This window comes from Mesorhizobium sp. WSM4821 (assembly GCF_055901555.1).
The window spans coordinates 7014875-7037015 of record NZ_CM148371.1 but is presented as its reverse complement, the minus strand read 5'-3'; the positions used below and the strand labels follow the sequence as shown (position 1 = coordinate 7037015).

General features: G+C 60.0%; 17 protein-coding genes. 7 read left to right on the top strand and 10 right to left on the bottom strand.

The genetic code is table 11. From position 1 onward, the window contains the following. Nucleotides 1-213 precede the first annotated feature (213 nt). Entirely contained in the window at nt 214-423 is a 210-nt protein-coding gene (locus tag AC0NID_RS34265; protein WP_473454969.1) for a hypothetical protein, read from the top strand. Between the two features lie 127 nt (nt 424-550). Beyond that, a complete protein-coding gene (locus tag AC0NID_RS34260; protein WP_473454968.1) occupies nt 551-757 on the top strand; it encodes a hypothetical protein in 207 nt (68 codons plus the stop codon). Between the two features lie 220 nt (nt 758-977). Here the strand turns inward: AC0NID_RS34260 and AC0NID_RS34255 are convergent, their stop codons facing one another. Continuing rightward, complete coding sequence (locus tag AC0NID_RS34255; RefSeq protein ID WP_473455074.1) at nt 978-1166, bottom strand: DUF2934 domain-containing protein; 189 nt, start codon at nt 1164-1166, stop codon at nt 978-980. Nucleotides 1167-1324: 158 nt separating this feature from the next. Here AC0NID_RS34255 and AC0NID_RS34250 point away from each other — a divergent pair, with 158 nt between their 5' ends. Both AC0NID_RS34250 and AC0NID_RS34245 read left to right on the top strand, forming a co-directional pair. Then, nucleotides 1325-2611: an SDR family oxidoreductase gene (locus tag AC0NID_RS34250; protein WP_473454967.1), complete on the top strand. Its 1287-nt coding sequence runs from the start codon at nt 1325-1327 to the stop codon at nt 2609-2611. Further along, complete coding sequence (locus AC0NID_RS34245) at nt 2611-3084, top strand: DUF2269 family protein (protein ID WP_473455073.1); 474 nt, start codon at nt 2611-2613, stop codon at nt 3082-3084. Before AC0NID_RS34250 ends, AC0NID_RS34245 begins: the two co-directional genes overlap by 1 nt. Nucleotides 3085-3323: 239 nt before the next feature. On the opposite strand, the gene AC0NID_RS34240 is transcribed toward AC0NID_RS34245, so the two are convergent. Genes AC0NID_RS34240 through AC0NID_RS34225 form a run of 4 tightly spaced genes read right to left on the bottom strand, consistent with a single transcriptional unit; the run spans nt 3324 to nt 8646 of the window. Then, nucleotides 3324-4394, bottom strand: a complete 1071-nt coding sequence (locus AC0NID_RS34240) for an adenylate/guanylate cyclase domain-containing protein (RefSeq protein ID WP_473454966.1) — start codon at nt 4392-4394, stop codon at nt 3324-3326. Nucleotides 4395-4397: 3 nt separating this feature from the next. After that, nucleotides 4398-4892 (bottom strand): Rab family GTPase, encoded by a 495-nt coding sequence (locus AC0NID_RS34235; protein ID WP_473454965.1) that lies wholly within the window; start codon nt 4890-4892, stop codon nt 4398-4400. A gap of 15 nt (nt 4893-4907) precedes the next feature. After that, the gene (locus AC0NID_RS34230; RefSeq protein WP_473522279.1) at nt 4908-7973 is read right to left on the bottom strand and encodes an OmpA family protein; all 3066 of its coding nucleotides are present in this window, start codon (nt 7971-7973) and stop codon (nt 4908-4910) included. 7 nt (nt 7974-7980) lie between these two features. Further along, nucleotides 7981-8646: a hypothetical protein gene (locus AC0NID_RS34225; protein WP_473454963.1), complete on the bottom strand. Its 666-nt coding sequence runs from the start codon at nt 8644-8646 to the stop codon at nt 7981-7983. A 932-nt stretch (nt 8647-9578) separates the two neighbouring features. Here AC0NID_RS34225 and AC0NID_RS34220 point away from each other — a divergent pair. The 3 genes from AC0NID_RS34220 (at nt 9579) to AC0NID_RS34210 (ending at nt 14430) form a co-directional block, all read left to right on the top strand. Then, the gene (locus AC0NID_RS34220) at nt 9579-12425 is read left to right on the top strand and encodes a glycosyltransferase (protein WP_473454962.1); all 2847 of its coding nucleotides are present in this window, start codon (nt 9579-9581) and stop codon (nt 12423-12425) included. Then, a complete protein-coding gene (locus AC0NID_RS34215; protein WP_473454961.1) occupies nt 12382-12696 on the top strand; it encodes a glycosyltransferase family 2 protein in 315 nt (104 codons plus the stop codon). The genes AC0NID_RS34220 and AC0NID_RS34215 overlap by 44 nt, the downstream gene beginning before the upstream one ends. A gap of 324 nt (nt 12697-13020) precedes the next feature. After that, nucleotides 13021-14430, top strand: coding sequence for a DUF5939 domain-containing protein (locus AC0NID_RS34210; RefSeq protein ID WP_473455071.1), 1410 nt, complete (start codon nt 13021-13023; stop codon nt 14428-14430). Between the two features lie 307 nt (nt 14431-14737). On the opposite strand, the gene AC0NID_RS34205 is transcribed toward AC0NID_RS34210, so the two are convergent. The 5 genes from AC0NID_RS34205 to AC0NID_RS34185 form a co-directional block, all read right to left on the bottom strand. Then, complete coding sequence (locus tag AC0NID_RS34205; RefSeq protein ID WP_145722178.1) at nt 14738-15418, bottom strand: peroxiredoxin-like family protein; 681 nt, start codon at nt 15416-15418, stop codon at nt 14738-14740. A 19-nt stretch (nt 15419-15437) separates the two neighbouring features. After that, nucleotides 15438-18737, bottom strand: coding sequence for an adenylate/guanylate cyclase domain-containing protein (locus tag AC0NID_RS34200; protein WP_473454960.1), 3300 nt, complete (start codon nt 18735-18737; stop codon nt 15438-15440). A 252-nt stretch (nt 18738-18989) separates the two neighbouring features. Continuing rightward, entirely contained in the window at nt 18990-20375 is a 1386-nt protein-coding gene (locus AC0NID_RS34195; protein ID WP_473454959.1) for a hypothetical protein, read from the bottom strand. A 179-nt stretch (nt 20376-20554) separates the two neighbouring features. Next, the gene (locus AC0NID_RS34190) at nt 20555-21082 is read right to left on the bottom strand and encodes a GNAT family N-acetyltransferase (RefSeq protein WP_473454958.1); all 528 of its coding nucleotides are present in this window, start codon (nt 21080-21082) and stop codon (nt 20555-20557) included. 75 nt (nt 21083-21157) lie between these two features. Continuing rightward, on the bottom strand, nt 21158-22141 hold the full coding sequence (locus AC0NID_RS34185) for a hypothetical protein (protein WP_473454957.1): 984 nt from the start codon (nt 22139-22141) through the stop codon (nt 21158-21160).

The following is a 22141-nucleotide window of genomic DNA, read 5'->3' as shown; positions in this document are numbered from 1 at the left end:
TTCTGTCGCGACTGGATCGGTGAACAGCTCATTTCGCTCGCTGCTCATCATTCGTGCATGTCAACCGCCGGCGAGGTGCGAAGTTCCACGGCCCGAAGCTTCAGGCGTTTTCCTGGGTGCCCAACGTATGCTGCAAGGCGTTGATCCTGCGCATTGCTTTAGATGGGAACCATTTTCGATATTGGCTGTGCGGCTCGCAGGAAGGAGCCGGACATGCAGCGACGCAACGCTATACTTTCACTGGCGATAGCCGCGATCATTTATCGTCGGCTTTCTCATAATGGCGACATGGGCTGGCAAACCTCGCCGATTAAAAGAGCGCCTGAGCAGAATCAAGGCGGCAACGCCCCGGCCGACACCTCGCCTGCGGCGGGCATAAAGAAGAATCCCCAGGAGAATACGGAGATGCCGGATCAGCAATAATCGCGACCTTCCGGCACGTCAGGGACTGCGTTTCTGCCGGAGAAGCAGCCTTTTAGTCACCGATCGCCGGGGGGAACAATTCGTCAGCCTACCAATTAAAGCAGAGAAGCTGGCTTGGAGCAGATGAATGGGCATTTTTCCGAACCCGACAAGAAGCTTTTACGCGCATGGTAACGACCTCATCGATCCTGCCGCGGAACTTCCCGAGAAGATCGAGGAGCGGGTCGAACTCCTGATGCCCTTCGTTCAGCCCGAGGCTCGCGAGTTGGTTCGATCGCAAATCCTTCGCCTCATTCAGGAGTACAGGAATGAGGATGCCGCGCCCTCGACCTAGGCCAGGATCGCGTCAGCTGCGACCCTTGCACGCCCTGTTCCGAATGGAGTTCGACGGCTATCGTTATCCATCCAGCTCTATTGCATGGGGCGCAGGCTGGATCTCGGCGCTAGTCCGGCCGGTCTGGTCTGGCCAAACGATGAAGAGTACCGCCGTTCCGATCGCTCCCAAGGAGATAAGACGAGGCATTGGCATTTTCCTTTCCGTCCCGAACAGCCGGTCAAGTCGCCGGCTTGCCGTTAGCTCCGGGAATTGGCGTAGCCCGTGCGGGATCGGAGCCGGCTCCAACGGTCGGGTCGGGAACGACCGGACCGCGTTCTGCTTCGGAACCCCCTGCCTCGATCTCTTGGACTGCCTGATCCCAATGCTCCCGCTCTCGTCCTTCCGGACGGCCTTCACGCTCCCATATTTCATGGGCTCCCCCCTGACACGCTTTTCGCTGTCCATGCTAGGCCTCCTGATGTTGTCCACGCTGCCCGACAGTTCCCGCGCGGGAGAGCACGTCGAACATTTGCAGCTGGAGAGTAGAATGAACAATATGCCTCCAGCAGCCGAGATCGAAATCGCATGAGAGTCCTTGTTGTCGGCGCCACCGGCCTGATCGGCGCTTCGGTCAGCGCCCGCCTCGTTTCCGAAGGACATGAGGTGGTCGGCGTCGTCCGTAGCCCTCGGGCAAATGAAGCCCTCGATTACCAAACGTTGGTGCTGGACGTGGCGACCGCGTTACGCCCTGAAGACTGGCTGCCGCATCTCACCGGCATCGACGCCGTCGTGTACTGTGCCGGCGTTCTGCAGGACAGTCCTCGCGAAAAGGCCGGGCAAGTTCATCACGATGCGGCGGCGGCTCTTTTCCGTGCCTGCGCGCGTGCCGGCGTTGCCAAGGTTATCCACTTCTCGGCAATGGGTGTGGATCGGGCCCAGCCTTCGTCGTTCTCGGCAACGAAATATGCCGGCGATCAGGCCCTGATGGCGCTTGATCTGGATTGGATAATCCTTCGCCCCTCCGTGGTGCTCGGCCGGCCTGTGTTTGGCGCCAGCGCCTTGTTTCGCGGTCTGGCCTCGCTGCCGGTCCTGCCGTCAATGCCCGATACCGGCCGGCTACAAGTCGTGCAGCTCGAGGATGTGGTCTCGACGGTGCTCTTCTTTCTCAATCCCGGCAGTCGGTCTCGTATCGCGCTGGAACTTGCAGGTCCTGAACAACTGACCATGGACGATATTGTCGGCTCTTTCCGCCGCTGGCTCGGATGGGCTCCCGCAGCCAGACTTGTCTTGCCGGGGTGGGTTGCGCGGCTTCTCTACCGCCTCGGCGACCTTGCCGCGATGCTCGGCTGGCGGCCCCCAATGCGCACCAACGCGGGCAAGGAGATGACACGCGGGGCGGTCGGAAACCCCTCCGAGTGGAAGTCCTTGACCGGCATACAGCCCCAAAGCTTGGCGCAGGTCCTCGCGCTCAATCCGGCGACGGTGCAGGAGAAATGGTTTGCCGGGCTTTATCTCGCCAAGCCTGCAATCCTCGTTGTCCTGCCCTTCTTCTGGATCATGACGGGGATTGTGTCGCTGACCACTGGTTTCGGCAACGGCATCAGCCTTATGCAAAGCACGGGGGCTGGCATGTTGTCGGCTCCGACCGTGGTCGCCGGCGCTCTCGCCGACATCGTTGTCGGCGCACTCATAGCCTGGCGGCCAACGGCGCGAAAAGGCCTCTACGCTGGTATTGCGCTCTCGCTGCTTTATCTGATCTTGGGCACTTTCCTGCGCCCGGACCTGTGGAACGAACCGCTTGGGCCATTCTTGAAGGTCTTGCCGATCATCGTCCTTCACTTTGTTGCGCTGGCAATCCTGGAGGAGCGATGATGCTCTATTTCGTGCTTAAGTTCCTGCATATCATCGGCGCCAGCGTGCTGCTTGGCACCGGCGCCGGCATCGCCTTCTTCATGCTTCTCGCACACAGGACCGCCAACACGGCAACAATTGCAGCAGTGGCGCGCATTGTGGTGATCGCCGACTTTCTCTTCACGGCGACCGCCGTCGTGGCGCAGCCCATAACCGGCGTCGCGCTCGCCTGGCAGGCGGGTTACCCGCTCTCCGAAGGCTGGATCGTGCTTTCCATTGCGCTCTACATCATCACCGGTATTTTCTGGCTGCCGGTGGTTTGGATGCAGATGGAGATGCGCAATCTGGCCTGCGAAGCAGCCAAATCCGGGGCCTCGCTGCCCGCCCGGTACCACCGGCTTTTCTGGCTGTGGTTCGCCTTTGGCTTTCCCGCCTTTGCCGCGATCCTCGGAATCTTCTGGCTGATGATCGCGCGACCGGCGATCGAGTGGTGAGCCGTCGCCCTCTGCGCTGGCAATGAAGTCGATGCGCTCGTCGACCGGTTTCGCTATTCTCGCAGTTTCCCGGCAGACCTTCGAAGAGGCGCAGCTTGCTCGGTCCATCGGCATCAGCTTTCAGCAGTTCCAGAAATACAAACGCTATGAACCGCGTGAGCGCCTCGATCCTCTACGGATCGTAAGGTCGCTGGGCGTGCCTGTCAGCCGCTCCAGGGTCGGCACTGCCAAGCGGCAAATCAGGCCGGGAGTCGCCACATTCGCACACGGCCTGTACCACGCAATTCCGTTTCCTCGAGTGGGTCGCAAGCAAAGTCTGGTCCAAGCAGTTTGTGGGTTGCATCCGAAATACGGATTTCATCGGGCTCCGCGGATGTTTGAATACGTGAGGCGAGATTAACGGTCTCGCCCCACAGGTCATAGGCAAACCGCCTTTTGCCTATGACGCCCGCAACGATTGGTCCTGAGTGAATTCCAATCCTGAGTCTTAGCGGTTGTCCCGCGAAGCGCTCGAGCTTAACCGCCTTCCGCAGTTCAAGTGCATAGTGCGCAAGGGCTTCTGCATGATCGGATCGCGCGGCGGGCAGGCCCGCGACCACCATCACACAATCGCCGATTGTCTTGATCTTTTCGCAGCCGTATCGTTCCGAGAGCAGATCCGCCGCCTTGAAGAAGTAATTTAACATTGCGAGCGTTGTCTCAGCTCCGACGCTCCGCGCTCTTTCCGTAAAGCCGACGATGTCGGCAAAGAGCACACTCACCTCTGCGTGGTTGTCTGCAATTTGCTCGTCCGCTTTTAACCGCTCAGCGATCGACGCCGGAAGAATGTTGAGGAGTAGGCTTTCGGCGCGCTGGTATTCACGCGACAATCCCTCTTGGCTCTCCCTCAACGCCTCGTTCGTCGCTTGTAATTTCTCGTTGAGTTGACGCTCCCTCTCTTGCAGGAGCGTCATTTCATAAGCCTTCTGTTGAAGCCGCTGCCTGTTGTCACGTTCGGCAGTGGCGTCAAGAAAGAGCAGCCACACGCAGCCATTGTCAGCAAAAAGATGAAGGTCCGCGACACGCCCGCCGGGCAGTTCGACCATGGCCATATGAAATGGAAGCTCCGGGCAAGGCAGCAGACCTTCCATGAACTCAAGCTGCTCGGCAACTGGCTTACCAATGCGAAGTGATGAGAGTCCGTAATGTTTGATACTGCCGCCCTTCGCAGCTATGCAAAGCTGGGCGTCAATTTTCAGAAATGCGACGGAGTGCTCAATGTTGAAGAAATTGTAAATCCAGCTTCTGACTTCTCTTGGAAATCCATGCATGGTCTATTCGGTGACCATCGAAGCAAGCTGACGAAACGCATCATCAACACATTCACCCGAAAGCGCGCTTGTTAGATAGATTTGCCAGCCAAGTTGCCTCAGTTCGTTAATCTCATTATCGGATATTGCCCACCGATCGGCCAGATCGGATTTGTTGAACAGCAATATAAACGGCATAGCGCCGAATTCGGCCTCGGCCCGCTCGCGCAACGTGAGTGCCACGGCAAGAGTAGCGGCGCGGGTTCCATCGACGACAAGCACGAGCCCGGTCGCACCTCGCACATAGCTGACTCGGAATGAGCCGATATCGTCTTCGCCGGCCAAATCCCACAAGATCAGATCCACGGTTTTGTCCGGGAGTGCGACACTCTTCTTGTCGATTTTCACCCCGACCGTGGTCAAGTAGGCTTCCGAAAAGATGCTTTGCACGAACCTGCGAACCAGACTCGTCTTTCCGACACCGAACCCGCCCAACATGCAGATCTTTTTTTGCAACATCCCTCGGGCTCCGGACTAGTCTAGGTTTACCGTAACCGAAACCCGGCGATTGGCGGAGCTCCCAGTTCGACTATCTTCAGGCACCGCCGGCTCAAAGGTGCCCGCGCCCCGAACCAGCAGCAGTTCCGGAGCGACGCCGCGCTTGTTGAGAAGCGCACGAACTGTCTCGGCGCGGGCGGCGCTGATCGACGCGTTGGCCGTCTCACGGCCCGTGGCGTCCGAATGCCCGGTCAACATGAACCGAGCTGTTACGCCTGACTTGCGGGCATTTTGGGCGAATTCCTTCAGTTGATCCGCCAATTTGTCGAGAACCGGCGTCTGTTCTGGTCCCGGCACAACCTTGCCGGAATAGAAGAGAATATCTGTCGCCTGGATGACCTCTCTCAAATGATTGAGTTCCGCAAGGCTCAGCTCACGCAGCTGCGAGACATCCAGAGCCACTCCGTCCGCGGACAGCTGCTGAGCGGCGGCCCGGGCCCGGTTGATCCAGGCGGCCGGAGCCTCACCCACGACAACGATGCGATCCTGGATGATCGAAAGCTGAACCGATTTCGGCGGGGTCAGCGACGCTATCAGCCGCTTCACCACGAACTTCGGATCAAGGCTCTGATAGAATTGCCACTGCGAATGGACGCGGGCAGGATCGACCTCCGTTCCGGACAACAGCGCCTGCGGGTCGGCGGCAAGCGGGTCTCTCAGGCCGGAAATATAGAAATGTCCGCCCCTTGCCCTTTGTTGGGCGACGATGATTCCCGGTTGGGCCTCAAGTCGCGACACATAGGCCTGCCAGTGCTCGGCCGCGCGTGCCTCTGGGCTCACATCACGGACCTTGGAGATGTCGAATTCCGGTCCGCCTGCCGAAAGCTGCCGGGCCGCCACGCGCGCCCGATCTATCCAGGTGTCGGGAGCCTCACCCTCGGCAACGATGCCATCCTCGACGATCGAAAGCCGAACCGATTTCGGCGGGTTCAGCGACGCCATCAGCCGTTTCAGCACGAACTTCGGATCAAGGCTCTGATAGAATTGCCACTGCGAATGAACGCGAGCAGGATCAACCTCTGTTCCGGACAGCAGAGCCTGCGGGTCGGCGGCAAGCGGGTCTCTCAGGCCGACAATATAGAATTGGCCATCGCGCACCTTTTGTTCGGCAACGATGATGCCCGGCTGGGTCTCCAGTCGCGACACATAGGCCTGCCAGTGCTCGGCCGCGCGTGCTTCTGGGCTCACGTCACGGAGCTTGGAGATGTCGAATTCCGGTCCGCCTGCCGAAAGCTGTCGGGCGGCTGCGCGTGCCCGATCTATCCAGGTGTCGGGAGCCTCACCCTCGGCAACGATGCGATCCTCGACAATCGAAAGGCGAACCGATTTCGGCGGGTTCAGCGACGCCGTTAGCCGCTTCACCACGAATTCCGGCTCTAGGCTCTGATAGAATTGCCACTGCGAGTGAACGCGAGCACGATCAACCTCTGTTCCGGACAGCAGAGCCTGCGGGTCGGCGGCAAGCGGGTCTCTCAGGCCGGCAATATAGAATTGGCCATCGCGCACCTTTTGTTCGGCAACGATGATGCCCGGCTGGGTCTCCAGTCGCGACACATAGGCCTGCCAGTGCTCCGCCGCGCGTGTTTCGGGGCTCACATCACGAACCTTGGAGATGTCGAATACCGGTCCGCCTGCTGAAAGCTGTCGGGCGGCTGCGCGCGCCCGATCTATCCAGGTGTCGGGTGCCTCGCCCTCGGCAACGATGCGATCATTGACGATCGAAAGTCGTACTGAATCCGGCGGAGCCAGCGACGCCGTTAGCCGCTTCACCACGAACTCCGGCTCAAGGCTCTGATAGAATTGCCACTGCGAGTGAACGCGGGCGGGATTGACCTGCGTTCCGGACAACAGCGACTGCGGGTCTGCAGCAAGCGGATCTCTCAGGCCCGCAATATAGAATTGGCCATCGCGCATTTTTTGTTCGGCAACGATGATGCCCGGCTGGGTCCCCAGTCGCGACACATAGGCCTGCCAGCGCTGCCCGGATTGCCAGGAAAGAAAGAACCAACCGCCTGCCGGAATCAAAACCAGCAGGACTGCAGCCACCACCAGCCATGGAAATCCCTGGTTTGATTCCTCCTGCTTCAGTTCAACGCAGGACTGCAACCGCGCCTCTACGCCAGCCAACTGCGAACTGTCGCCGTCAAACTGCTCTAAAGCCTGTGAGCATTCATCATGGATGCGAAGCAACACATCGCGAACTATCTCATGTAATTCCTCTGGCGGATTTCCCCGGATCACCGCAACCAAGGTCGCAAACGGTCCGACTTCTGACCAGAGACGAAGCTCCCCGAAACGGATGGTGTCCAGGCCGCTTTGTTCTTTCTCGTTAAATGAGTCTTTCACAAAATCTTGAATTGCGCTGAGCATCGAAGAAATAAGTTGAGGATCTTCGCTCGTTGCATTATCAGCAGTTACGTGCGCTATCAAAAGACCGGAATTGCGGTTAATGAGAAAGACATGTTCTACACGATAGACAAGAGAATGCTTAAGAACAACTTCTGAGAAGCTTGCCCCTGTTCTCCAGGCTTCAAATCTCCACTTGAGCCCATGCCAGGTAAATATATGTCTTAAAGTTTCATTCAGCGACTGAAAGGTCTGATCGATCTTTTCCCCGATCGATTTGCGAATTGCCGGCAGAAACACCGGGTACAATATATCCGTAAGCGTACGCGGGCTCTTCTGGATGGACCGTTGCACCGCCCTCTCGACAGCTGGCGCAAGGGCCTCTCCGAGTTGCACATGAGGCGCACGAGCGGCTGCACTGGGGAGAACGTCCCCCATTGCGGCCGCAAGCTGCTCAGGTTCGTCGAGCAGGTGGGTAACTCGTGAAAGCTCTGAAATTTCACGGCCGACCAGCAACTGGCGCAGCGTTTCCATGCGAGGATCGGCGGTTGGAACGCCGTCCAAACGTGCGCGATAGTCCGGATCGACGTTCCGGGCAATTTCGACCAAAAGACTAGCCAGAGCCTCGCGATCAATCTCTGTATCGTTCGAAGCTGCTCTTTGAGGAAGGCTGATTGGGTCGACGGTCGACGTCAAGTTCCGATCAACTCACTTTCCAGCTACGTTCCGAATTGCTCTTGCTGCCGACGGGATCCTGATTTAGACACTTTGCAACCTCGACAAACAGGCCAGCCAAAAGATTTCGGTCAGTCTTGACGTTGCTGAGATCGGAAAACATTTTCTCGATAAGCATCTGAATGCTTTCATTCTTTTGCTTGATTTCCTCACGCAGCAATTGATCGCTTCGATTTATCCGGTCCGCAACTTCGCGCTCAAGCTCGCTCAATTGATCCGACAACGCCCGCACCTGCTTTTCAAGCGCCTGATTTTGTTCGCGAAGATTGCGGTCAATCTCCTTGTCGGCCTCGGCTCGTGCATCCTTCTCGTTCCGCAATTGCGCCGCGAGCGATTCAACCTGCTTCTTTGCATTCGACTCGTACATTTCCAGATTGCGCTTGGCCTCGGATTCGACATCCTTGAAGCGCTGCAAGAACCGTTCTTCAAGCTTGGAAAAACGGCGGTCATAGTCCTGCATCTGGTTGCCGAACAGCAGATCACGTATCTTGTCGACACCTACAGCGTCGCCGGAGACGCCGCCCTCGCGCGCCTGGACCCCCATGAAGGCCAGCCCGTTCCCGTCTGCATTACCTATCAGATTTTCGTCCGCTTTATTTGCTGAAGAAGCGGTATTCGCAGATTCCTTAGCCATCCCTATGCCCCATCGTTTGAACACCTGCCACGGTGCAAAACTGAAAAACACGCAAGCATGTCAGCAAAATACCCGGCTCGCAAGCCGGAATCTTCTTGACGTAAGCCAATTCGTGCGTCCCTTTTACATCTCTTGGACTAGCAGAAAATGCACAAGTTCCGATTGGCGTCGCTCTCGCATCCCTTTGTGATAGCAGCCACAACCGGCTAATCTAATCGACCATTGGGCGCTATCTACTATCGAAATGGGCAATACACTATCAGGCCATTATCTACTGGGGCGGAATTAAGTAGCGCATATTCATTAGATGCGGCTAAATTATCTGGTTTGGCGGGCACATACTGTCTCGCACCCGGCTGCTATACTGCAACGATTGGCTTCCGAGGCGGGCCCAACGGTAGAAGAAGGACTTCTTTCGCACGGAGAATGGCTGTTCGAGAATACACCTCGGAATCGAGGCATTCCGGTCGATAGGAGGGGGCAATAGTCACAATAGCTGCAGTCCTTCACACCAGCTTCAGTGGGCCTGCATTTATTGCGCCCCCGATTGCAAAAGCCGTCAGTTTGCCATAGCTATTGCACCTCATACGGCGCCAGCGACCGCAGCTTGTAGCCATGGCGCCGATTCCGGGTATCGACATGAGTATGCGGCATGCTTGGCTTTGACGTGCATCTGCGACAGCGGGCGCCCAGGCTCGGCGGCACGGAAGCGAATGCTGCACCAGGCTTCCAACATCGATAGCACGACAGGGGCAGGCTCGCTCTGCAGCCAAGTGGCGGAGTCGCGGCGGCTCGGAAGAGTTCGCAGGGGACTGCTCGGACGCAGCGTCCCTGAGGACCGTTTCCTTTGGCAGGAATTCGCCGGCTATGTTTCGGGACTCTTGTTCTACCTTCGAACCAGGCGCGGGTAAGACGGCGTGGCGGATAATCCCTTGGTTTCAATCGTGGTTCCCGCGCACAACGCGGAGGTAACGCTGGCGCGCGCGCTCGACTGCCTTCTCGATCAGCAAATAATGGACTGGGAGGCGATCGTTGTCGACGAGGCTTCCACGGACGCCACCGCCGCGATTTTGGCCGGTTATGTGGAGCGCGATGCCCGGTTTCGGCAGTTGAGCTCTTGCACGTATAGCGCCGCCGGCGCGCGCAATAGCGGGATTTCGACAGCACGCGGCCGCTGGCTCATGTTTCTGGATGCGGACGATTGGGTGGATGCCAGCTTCCTTGCGAAAATGCTGGCCGCACTGAAAACCGCGCCCGATGCGGTCGCCGCCTATTGCGGTTCCCGGCGCGTGATGCCCGATGGCGAACTCGCGCCGTCGAGCATTCCGGCGGAAGTTGCTACCCAGCCCTTCGAAACATTCGCCCGCCGATGCGCCATCGCCACTCACGCGCTGCTCGTCGACCGGGAGACAATTGTCGAGTTGGGCGGCTTCGATGTGTCGCTGCGCACCTGCGAGGACTGGGATCTGTGGCAGCGCCTCGCACGTCTGGGCAAAAATTGGGTGATGGTCGACGAACCGCTCGCTTTCTATCGGGCCAGCCCCAACTCGCTCAGCCGCAATTCGGCGCAGATGCTGGTAGATGCGGAAATCGTGATCGCCCGCGGCTTTTCTCCTGATCCCAGGGTCAAACACCCGGCACCGGCTCACGTCAATGGAGCGATTTCGGCGAACGGCGGCACCGCCTCCGAAGCACTCGCGTGGTTCGCGTTGTGGAACGCCGCGTCGGATTGCGGCAGCGGCTCGCGCTTGATCGACCCGCAGTCCCTGCGCGCGCTCCCGGCAGGACGCAAATGGGCGCGTGAGATCGCCAGGGTGGCCTTCGATGGCCTTATGGCAGGAAGCTCATCGGTGCCAGCGCAATTGGCTGCCAGGTGGGACAGGTTCGGCGGCTCCCTCACCCAGTTGATCATCGACCTCGGCAAGGTCTGGAACAATCCCGTCGCGGGTTGCCGCGTACAGTATCAGCTTGAGCAAATGCTTCTCGACGGCGACGACCTTGCCGCGCCGCGCAGACTGGCGCGGACACTTGGAATTCGCGTCGACGCTCGAAATCCGACCCCAGTCGAACTTCCGCAAGGAATCGATCAAATCTATGCCTACCTGATAATGGATGGCCAGATCGAGGCTGTCGTGCAATTCGCCGCCCTTGGGACAGTGACAAGGGACTATTGGAGCGAATTGATCCTGAATGTTGTGCCCCCCGAGCGGCTTGAACGCCGGTCCGATCCGGACAGTCACTTCGGCAAACTCGCCCAATTGGCCGAGGAAGCGCGGGAGCTGGTTCGGTCGAGCCCCGAACCTGCGGAGCCTCCCGCGGCGCCGCGCCGTGCACGGACCAGGCACGACCGGGATCGCACGTCGTTCTGGAATGGCTATTTCGCGACAGAGGATCCCTGGAACTACGGTTCGCCCTATGAGCAGGAAAAATATCAGCGGCAGCTCGAAATTCTGCCGGCCGTTCCCATCGGACGGGCGCTTGAGCTGGCCTGCGCGGAAGGCCATTTCACGCGCCAGCTGGCGCCGCGAGTGGGCCATTTGACCGCAACCGACATCTCCGCCATAGCCGTCGAACGGGCCCGCGCGCGATGCGGCGATCAGCCGAATATTGAATTTCGCGTACTGGATTTCTCTGCCGAGACGCTGCCGGGTGAGATGGATCTGATCGTCTGTTCGGAAGTGCTCTACTACCTGGACGATCTCGCCGAGTTGCGGCGCGTTGTTAAAAAATTCGCCGAGGCGTTGGCGCCTGGCGGCAGTTTCATCAGCGCACACGCATTCGTGCTGCGTGACAATGTGGAAAGGACAGGCTTCGACTGGAACACGTTCGGTGCACAAGCGATCTCGGAGACGCTGGTAGCGACCGAAGGCCTTGTCCTGGAGCAATCGATCCAGACCGAGCTCTATCGCATAGACCGCTTCCGCCGCCTGTCACCGGGCGAGGTGGCGACGGAACCTATGATAGACCATGTGCCAATCCGCGCGCCCGTCGGAATCGGGGTCTCGCGAAATATCGTCTGGGGCGGGGCACGGGCCTTGCGCCGCGACGTCGCACGTAGCGAGCGGCGGCAGCGTATCCCTGTCCTCATGTATCACAGCGTCGCCCATGATGGTCCGGCCGCGCTCACCCGGTTTCGGCTCACACCCGCCGCATTCGCCAGCCAGATGGCATGGCTGCGCGCCAATGGCTTTCACGCGATTGGGTCCGAGCAGCTGGAAGGGTCCATCGCCAACCGTAGCCCTTTCGTTGGCCGCCCAGTGCTCATCACCTTCGATGACGGCTTCCAGAACTTTGCCGACCATGCCTGGCCGATCTTGCGCGCGAACGACCTGACCGCGGAAGTGTTCCTGGTGACGGACTTGGTGGGTGAAAGTGCACTGTGGGACGCCGACAGCGGTCCGCCGATACAGCTTATGGACGCCGGAACGGTGCGACGCCTCTCCGCCGAAGGTGCGTTCTTCGGAAGCCATCTGGCGACGCATCGCGCGATCGATGGTCTGTCGAGCTCTGATTTGGCCGCCGAGCTGTTGCGATCTCGTATGTTCATTGAACGGTGGACCAGTCGGCCAACCACGGCGTTCGCGGCACCATTTTCTGTCACCGACCGACGGCTTGGCCGGCTGGCCAGGGAGTGCGGATATCGGATCGGCTTCGGCCGCAAGCACGGGCCGGCGGACCTCGATTGCGATCCCATCGATCTTCCGCGCATCGAGATTCGCGGAGATCGCTCGCTCGATGACTTTGTTGCCATTGTCGAGGCCGTGCTCAAAGAGCGGTGAACTTGTCAGTGTCATTATTTCCGCTCATCTTGGGCAAGACACAATCCACGAGACGCTCGGCAGCGTACGCGCTCAGTCCTATCGTGCGCTGGAGATTATCGTTGTTGACAATGGCTCATGTGACCAGACTGCCGCGATCGCGCGATGTCACGCGGAGACCGATACGGGCGTGCGGCTGATCGAGCACGCAAACGCCGGCGTTGCCGCCAGGGCGCGTTGTTCCGCGATTACCCCACGTGGACGGGGCTCGCTCCCGGTGACGGCATTCTGACGGTTGGAAGGGGTGTTGTCGCGTCGACCCCTTGTTGCAGGAGCCATCTACAAAGGACGTCGCTCCTCCAGAGGCGGCAGAAAGCATCGCCAGAACCGTTAATCTGGCTCGTCGAATAGCGCTAGTCGGTATGTTGCAAAGTCCGCTAATGACCGCCCGACATTCAGAGCGTCTGCACCAGTGTGGCGCGTGCCGCCCCAAGTCTACAGACAGACGAAGCGTTTCCGGTCCATTCGCATCGGGCAGGATTTTTGGTAGGCTGCCACAAGGCAAACGGGTGGAGCTGTCGTTCCAGTGGTCAACGATCGTCTTCTCGAAGGCAAGATGACCGAGATCGAGCAAGCGCGAGCCTGGAGCCCGCGCGTCATCTCAAAATTCGAAACACTTATCAGGAGCGGCGACGACCAGGCGCTCTATCGTGTCAATCCGCTGGCCTTTGCCCGCGACCGCGCAATCGCCGAGCCTGAAGCAATCGACCTCTTCCTTCACGCGGCCCGCTGCGGCCTGTTCGATATGAGCTGGGACGTGCTTTGTCCTCAATCCGGGATGGTGCTCGATAGTTTCGGCGCCCTGCGCACATTGCAGACGCATTACGTCTGCGGCCTGTGCGACGTATCGGGCGAAACCAACCTCGACGACTTCATTGAGGTCTCCTTCTCTGTATCGCCCCATCTGCGGCGGCTTTCGTTCCACGAGCCCCAGACGCTCTCTGTCGAGGATTTTCACTGGAAGCTACGCTTCGGCAATGACGGGCGGCTGCCCGGGCAGGACGTACGCTTTCTGGACGTTCTGCGAGGCTTCGTGCGGGGCATGACGTTCCTGCTGCCGGGCACGACAACAACGCTGCGCGCTGACCTCGACCCCGGTTCCCTGTCAGGCGTCAACGTGCAGACACAGGCGGCATTCGCGGTACCAATATCAGGGGATCCGGTGTTGGCGCCGACACTTCTTAAGATCAACTATGACGGCAAGAGTTTCTTGCCTGACTTGCCGGCCATGCCGCCCGGTCCGGCTGTCATTGAGGTTGCGAATACGGGACCCGGTCGTGGCGCGTTGCTTCTCATCAACTGGCCGCCCGAGCTTGTCGCGTTGACGACCAAGCCGACGCTCGATTTCGATCCATTTGTTTCCGGCGGGGCGCTGCTTGCGCGGCAAACCTTCCGCCGGCTCTTCCGTTCCGAGCGTGTCGACGAGAAGGAGGGGCTCGGCATCCGGCAGATCACCTTCTTGTTCACGGATCTCAAGGGTTCCACCGCCATGTATGAGCGCCTTGGCGACCTCAACGCGTATGCCCTGGTCCGCGAGCATTTCGCCCTTCTCAATGCGGCGGTCCACCAGCATTCCGGCGCTGTCGTAAAGACGATCGGAGATGCGGTGATGGCAGTGTTCTCGCGGCCATCGGATGCGATTTCGGCGGCCCTCAACATTTTTGAAGAAATCGATCGCTTCAACGGCGACAATGTCAGGCCGGGGATTATCCTGAAGATGGGTGCCCACTGCGGTCCATCGATTGCCGTCACACTCAACGACAATCTCGACTACTTCGGCCAGACCGTCAATGTCGCCGCACGCGTGCAGTCGCTGGCGGAAGCCGGACAAGTTTGCATCTCCGAGGCGCTCTATTCCGCGCCCGGCGTGAGTGACCTGCTTGCCGGCCGAGGCGTCGTCGCGTTTGATGCGCCTCTTCGAGGTGTAGAGGGCGATGCAACTGTCTATCGCATTATGCGGGAATAGAGGCGACTGCGTGCCACAAACTTATCAATCGTTGCGACGGCTTCCTTCGGTAAAAAACTCAGGGCAGGTCCAGCGGTCCAGCTTGCCGCCCGAAACACGGTCGCGCGTCATTGCGCCGGCACGACGTCGGCCCGCTTCCGAGGGGCTTTTATTCGTGTAGGTGGAAGCCGCTCGACGAGAAATGTGTATGGGTTATCGGGGGCGGTATTCTCTCCAAGAAGAAACTGGAGGTAGAGTTCCGAGCCAGGACGCCTGAGGCCCGCGTACTGCATTTCACCACTGCCCCGGAACACTCTTGCAAAGGTGTCTATTGGGCGACTTGGGACACGGCTGACATCAGCTCCTGCGGGTTTGGCTTCCCAAACATGTAGCGCCCACCCTCTGGAACCTCCGTGAAGCTCCAGCGGACGATCCCCTGCCGGTCCAGCAGGAATTGACCGACCAATTGTCCGTGTCCCGTTGCCATCATCTGCTCGTCGGCTTCGGTCACTTCGTAATTGTCCTTCTTGTTGAGGATTTCGCTGGCCGCAATAGGATCCATCGGACCTGGCAACTCGCCTGGTATGTCGACCCGCATATCCTTTGCCGCTGCCATCGAGACCTTGTACGGCCAGTTCGTCTCGTTTTGGGTGAATTCGAGATTGGGCAGTCCAAAAGCACGATGTGAAGCGCGTTCAGGATCGGAGGCCGCAAGCAGATTCGGCATCGGATGGTAGCGGAAATAGAGACGCGCCCGTTCGATCGGCGTGTTGACCACCGTCAGGCTCTCCACGCCCTTGTCGCGCAGATCCGGATCAAGCCGCGCCTGGGCGGCGATATAGCGCCGGCAAAACGCACAATGCAGACCTCGAAACAGGCCGACCAGCACCGGTTTTTGTCCGCGAAAGTCGTCAAGCGCGATCTTGCCTTCCTGGGTAATGGCGTCGAGTACCAAGTTCGGCGCACGGTCGCCCGGTTGAAGCGGCACCAAGTCACTGCGCGAGGACATTTCCAACCTCCAACCCCGGCTAGTCGAGAAAAGGCAGCACCACAAGCGCCTCCGGGTCGAGCCCGTGCTGGGCGCATATATCCTGCGCCAGGGAAAAGTAGCGTTCGGCCTCGGCCAGATTGTCGAGGTCGAGATTAAGCGTTGCGAGACCATCATAGCACGGAAACAGCAGTTGGGGTTCGCCCGTTTCGCGGGCTACGTCCAGTGCTTCGTGGAACAAGCCAATCGCCAGTTCCGGACGCCCGTGGCACTGGTGGATCTGCCCAAGCACGATCAACGGCACCGGCAGGTGCTCGCGCTGATCGAGCGCCCGGTCGATCTCGATGGCCTTCTCGGCAGCAGGCACGCCCTCCGTTGGACAGCGATCCGTGAAAGTACAACAAGCGACCGCCAGATTGGCGAGGAGGCGCGCCTGGAAACCCAAATCACCAATATGGCGCGCCACTTCAAGACCGCGCCGACAGACCTCCATTGCCTGTGCCGGATCGATGGTCGTGTAAAGCACGCCGAGATTGGTGTAGCCGCGGCAGGCCGCACCCAGTAGACCGGCGGCTTCGGCCAATTCAATGCTACGTTCAACCTGACGCACGGCTTCACGGTCTCGCCCAAGGCGAGCCAGCGCAACAGCCTTGGTATTAAGTGCCTCGGCGGTCACAAGAGTGGCGTCATACCCTACCTCGGAGACATGTTCCGTTGTCAGAGTACGTACGCAATCCAGTGCCGCGTCTGCCCATTTTGCCGCGAGAGCGTGATCTCCGCTACGGAACGCCTGTCGGCCACGTTCTTGCCAGAGATGCGCCTGCTCGGTCGGGGCGTCCGCTCCATCGAGGAGCGCTGCCGCTTCAGCATAGCGGGATTCTGCGTTGTCCCGCTTGCCGACGTCCCAGAGCAGCCGACCGATCTTACGCAAAACTCGCGCCGAAGCGACACGATTGGCGGACTCGCGGTATGCCTGCAACACCGTCTCGTAGTGGTGGTGCGCAATCTCGCGGCGGCCTACCGGGCCGCTCAAATCGGCAATGCGCTCTGCAATTGCCAGTTTGAGCGGTGTTTGCCCGATCGCGTCCAACGCAGTCAGTGCTCGCTCGTAGAAACGAAGGGCGTCGTCGTTGGCGTATATCATGCGAGCGCGATCGCCCGCCGCCTGCAGGTAGTGCGCGCCCTTCTCCCGCTCGGCGCTCTGTGAGAAATGATGACCGAGCACGGTCAAATCCTCGAGCCGTTCCGGCTTGTCGCCGCACAGTTGCTCCAAGGCAGCGCCGACCCGCCCGTGGATGTCGGTCCGGCGTTGCAGGAGCAGATTCTGGTAGATCACGTCCTGCAGTAATGTTTGCGTAAAGCGGTAGCTCTGCGACGAGACCGAGCCTGATCCGGCAACTTCCTCGATGAATTCCGCATCGCAAAGCAGTTCGCAGTCGGCTTCCAGCCGGCCGGGGTCGGCTGTCACGGTTTTCAGAAGTGTGGCATCGAAGCGCGGGCCGATTACCGCGGCCTCCTGGGCCAACCGACGCGCCCCTTGGGGCAGCCGGTCGACGCGAGCAAGCAACATTGCCTGGATAGTGGCTGGAATGCCGGTTGCGATTTCCCCTGCCACGGTCCGCCATCGCTGGCCCTCGCGCATCAGTATACCGCGATCGATAAGGCCGCGAACGATCTCCTCTACAAAAAGCGGGTTGCCGCCCGCGCGCTCGAGGATCTGGTCGACAAGCGCTCCGGCGGAGTTTACCCAGCTCTCGCCGAAAAGCGCCGCCAGCAGGCTGCGTCCATCATCACTGTTGAGCGGCGAAAGCCTGAGCGCTGTGTGACTGACCCGACTTGAGTCGAGCTGGTCGTTGTCCGGCGCCGGACGATGCGTGACCAACACCATCAACCGCGTGCGCACCAACCTGTCCATCACGAAACGCAGTGCCTCGAGCGACACGGCGTCGGCCCAGTGCAGGTCTTCGACGACAATCAACAGAGGCGACAGCGCCAGCCGCCGTTCGATGATTGTGCGGACTGCGTGGAGAATTTGCCGCCGCAGCTGCTCGGGCTCGACATGCTGCAAGGTAGCATCGGGGTCGCCAAGGCCAAGCACATGGTAGAGCAAAGGCATCAGCCGCGTCGCCTCCTCGCCCTGCAGGCCGAGATCGGCAAGCAAGCTTGCGAGCTTTCCCCGCATTTCGTCCGCATTGTCGTTTTGCATCATGCCGGCAGCGCTGCGCACCACTGCGCCCAAGGCGCCAAATGATCGTTCGCCCAGCGGTGAGCACGTGGCCTGCCGCACGGCGACGTTGCGAAAACGATCCTCGTCGCCGACGCGGGCGACGAACTCCTTCACCAGCCGCGATTTCCCGATACCGGCTTCTCCGACGAGGCGGACAAGTTGGGCCGAGCCGCCGCACGCCTGGTCAAGGCTCGCCAGCATTCTATGGAGCTCCGCAGCACGACCTATCATCGGCGCGCTGAGGCCGAGCGCCTCGAGCCCACGCGCTGCACGCGGCGCCGCAAGCGGTGCATCCAGTCGATGGACAAGCACACTGCCGGACTTGCCGCGAAGCACGACATCACCCAGCGACTCGTAAGAGAAGGCATGCCGGGTCAGCCTGTGAGTGAGCTCGCCTACCAGCACCTCACCCGGTGCGGCCAGCGATTGCAGGCGTTGCGCCGTATTCACTGTATCGCCGGTCACCGAATAGGATTTGGCGGTGCCGATGCCCAATCCGCCAGTGACGACCGGACCAGTATTTATGCCGATATGGAGTGACAGAGGCGAGCCGGAGTGGGGGGCGCTTTCGCCGAGCCGCGCCGTCCGGGCGATCATGTCGAGGGCGGCGCGAAGCGCACGTTCCGGATCGTCCTCGTGCGCGACCGGCGCACCGAACAAAGCGAGCAGTGCATCGCCGATGAATTTGTCGACGAAACCACCAAAGTTTCGCACGGCCGCCGTCAATTCCTTGAACAGTTCGTTCTGCAGCGCTTGCATGACCTCGGGGTCGAGCTGCTCGCTGAGTGTCGTGAAGCCGCAAAGGTCGGCGAACAGGACCGTTACCGTCCGTCGATCGGCGTCAGAGACGGAATGCAGCTCCTCTTCGCTTTCAATGTTCGGAAGCAGCGACGGAGTTCGAGAAGGCGGTACAATGGTCCGGCTTGGTGTCGGAGCAGGCCGTTCGACGGTTTTTGCGGGCGCACCGACGCTTGCCCCGCATTTCGGACAGAACTCGAAATCAGGTGCGCAGGGGTAGCCGCAACTGGCGCATGGCACGGGTTGGCGCCTGCCACACCTCGGACAGAAAGCGTAACCGCCCTCAACTTCGAAACCGCAGCCAGAGCAGTCCATAGGACAAGACCTCGCTAGGGCCGTGTCGGCGTGATCTCGCTACGCACTTCACGGCCAGAACGTTCACAGGATGAACCGATAGCCGTCGACCAGCAAGTGGCAGCGCAAATGGGCATCAAGCGATTCGTGCGGCCATCGTCGAAATCCCGAAAGGCGTCAGCGTCGAGGAAGCGGCCGGATCAGACGCCGGAGGCTCACCGACAGATCTCCGTTGCTTGCGGTTGCGCTCCAGAAAATCATCTGAAGTAAGGCTCAGCTCGCCTTGATCCCTGCCTGGCCGATCTTGCGCCATCGGGCGTTTTCGCGAACCAGTTTCAGGTCGTCGGTCGTCTCGGCAAATGTCCGCAAACGGTATTGCCGGAGCAGGTCCGGAAAGAGCGCCCCTTCCGGCAGCCCGGCAAGCTGCTCGCGGACCGAGATCTTTTCATCGATGACCCGCATGCCCCAGGCATTTTCCCGAACCTGCAGCTCCGCAGCCAGATGGCGCTCTTCCGGTGCGTTTTCATCCAGCGCAGCCAGCAGGATCGAGTGGAACAGCGCTATATAACCAATCTGTCTCAGGCCGCCCACAACCCGCACGCGCGGCAATATGGCAAGGACGAGGAACATCAGGAACAAGTTCGGCAGCAGCACGCCATCCAGCAGCGCCTGCCTGAGATGCAGCCGCTCGAACGGGATGGAAAGACCATGCGGCCTGTCAGGCTCGATCAGGTGCCCGTTTTCGAGGACAAGCTTGCGCACGCGCTCCTCGCGGATGCCCCAGAAATAGGCCGTGGCATTGGGCAGGAATTTGCCGAATGGGCTCGATGCGGCCGCTTGCAAGGCACATTCGAGACGCTGGCGCCTTGCGGGCTCAATGAGCAGCCTGGAAAGAAGGCTGCCATCATGTTCTAGATGCCGCGCCACGGCAGCCGCGGCGAGCCGATCATCGATGAAAACCGGCAGGGCCATGCCGGAACGATCCCAATCGGCGACCAGATCCTCGTTGAGGGCTGTCAGCGCATCGGCTGCGGTTCCAAACACCTTGTCCTGGCTGGCAAGCAGTGTGCCCAGCCAGCGGCTGGCATCCGTTTCGTCGCCCACCGCTTCGAGCGCGCGCTTGTTGAGGGTGACGGGACCGGCCACGCAGGCACTTTTGCGGCACAGTTTGTGGCGCCCCATGCCAAACAAGTTGACCTTGTCGTCGCCGACATCGAGCCATCCCGGCCCCTCCCGGCCAATTGTCTCCATGGTCATCGTCGTTCCCATGAAGCTGAAGAAGGCCGACAGCCCGTTTTCGACCGCGCCGAGCCAGGCAAGCAGGAGGGCATCGAAGGTGGTCCGGTCCATCAGAAGAAGGCAATGCAGGCCGGACTGAATCACCGGTCTGTGCTCGAATTCTTCGAGGGCCTTGCCGATCTCTTCAGGCTGCATGATCACGCCAAGGCGCTGATGCAGGACTTCGCGCAGGATCGAGCGGGCAGCGATCGCCGGGCCCGATGCAGGCCTTGCCACCGGTCGCCACAGATGGCGGGCATAATCGGAAACCGGTGCATTCCAGTTCTGCTCGATGTCACGCACCACTTCCGGGCAGAGCAGCGACAGCACGGCCAGGATTTCCACCGGAGGCGTAGGAGTTGGGTCAAAGACGGCGGTCATTGGTCCCGTCTAGCCACTTGCGGTGCAAACGCCAAGGGAGACCAGACCTGCTGGATGCAGCCGGCCCACACATAGATTGCCAATTGACCGTGTCCTACCGGAGTTCGCCATGAGCAATCACCTGTTCGCCCGCACGAATTTGTTGGATTGGCCAAACAGTTAAGGCCAAAAGTCGTATCTCAGAACCGCAGCCGGGCCATGCTCAGGAGATCGTGGTACTGCCCGTCGGTAAAGCCGGCCTTAACATGCCGACCTTCGACCTCGAAGCCGTGGCTTGTGTAGAGACGGACGGCCGGTTCGTTATCGGCATAGACGGTCAATTCGACCCGCTTCAGGGCGCGCCAGTTGTCGGCCACGTCAAGCAGCGCGCCAAGTATGGCAGAGCCGATGCCCTTGCCGACAAAGGCATCGTGAAGGCCGATATTGATCTCGCCGATGTGCGAACGGCGCGGCGAACTCTGCACGACCAGGCTACCATGGCCGACGACCTTGCCGTCCAACTCCGCAACGATCCAGGTGGTTTCCTGGCCGGACTTGGCGATGCGCCGCTCCACCTGCTCTACCATCTCGAAGGGCATCCTGAGCGTGCCCCAGCGGAAGCCCGGCATGTTGAAGATAGCGCAAAGCGCCTTCGCATCGCTTGGCCGGACGGACCGGAGCTGCGGCTGGATCTTCTTCTCGGACGATGACGAGGTCGTGCTGGTCATGGCGCTCCCGGCGAAAGGCAATCGGCCCGGCACGATGCACCGCACATCATGTGAAAATCCAACCGTCTCTGCAACCTATGATGCCGATTGCGAGCTAAAATACCGGGAGGCGGCGTAGAGTTTGAAAACGCCGCTGATGCCGATCCAGCCGAAAAGGGCTAGCCAGCACAATGTCCCGGTCGTCGTCCAGTCGATCCGGTGCACCGCAGCGTCGGTGATGACGAGGCCAAGGATGGCAAGCAGGCCAACCAGAAACTGCGCCAAGCCGAGCACCAGCAGTTCCTCGCGCGGCGCGTTTCTCCAGACAAGATATGTGCCGCCCGCACCGGCGAGAAAGATAGCGCTGTAGACCTGAGCGTGGAAGGCATCGATCGGCCATGGCCAGAAGCCGCTGAATGTCAGGGGAAACAGCAACAGACCGACTCCATAGAGCCCGAGGATCGCCGATTCCACCGGCATGTAGCCGCGCCATGCGGGGTTCAACATCGCGCCTTTTGCAGAAGGACGGGCCCTGGCCCGCCACAGGAACACCCCGGATACCGCGACCGAAGCAAGATAGACCAAAAACCAGAGCCAGGGCGCTTTGCGCTCGAAGTTGAAATAGCCAAGATTGATGAACGAAGCCACCGACACGGTGACGGTGAAGATGAAGGCCATGACGAGCACGAGCCTGCCGGGCGACCAACGATTCCAGCATAGCAGCGCCGCCATCACGACCATTTCGGCGGTGTAGAAGCCGCCGAGGAAGCGGGCATTAAACGGCGTCACCGCCCAAGGCCAGCGCAGCTTGACCAGCGCAGGCGCGAAAAACAAACCGGCCCCTACAATCAGGACGATGATGACCCCCACCGAGAAAAGGCGCAGGGCCGCGGGAAATCGCGGGTTGTCGGACGTTGGCATGGGAGAAAGCCCCAAAGATGAATGCCCCATGGATCCATCATAGTGCCGCTTGCGGCCGGTGAATATCCGCCGAATGGAAATTGAACTGTCATCAGGCTTATCTATTCGAATGGCCGTATGATCCGTTTCGAAGTAAGATGGAGCACTCGGAGCCTGCAC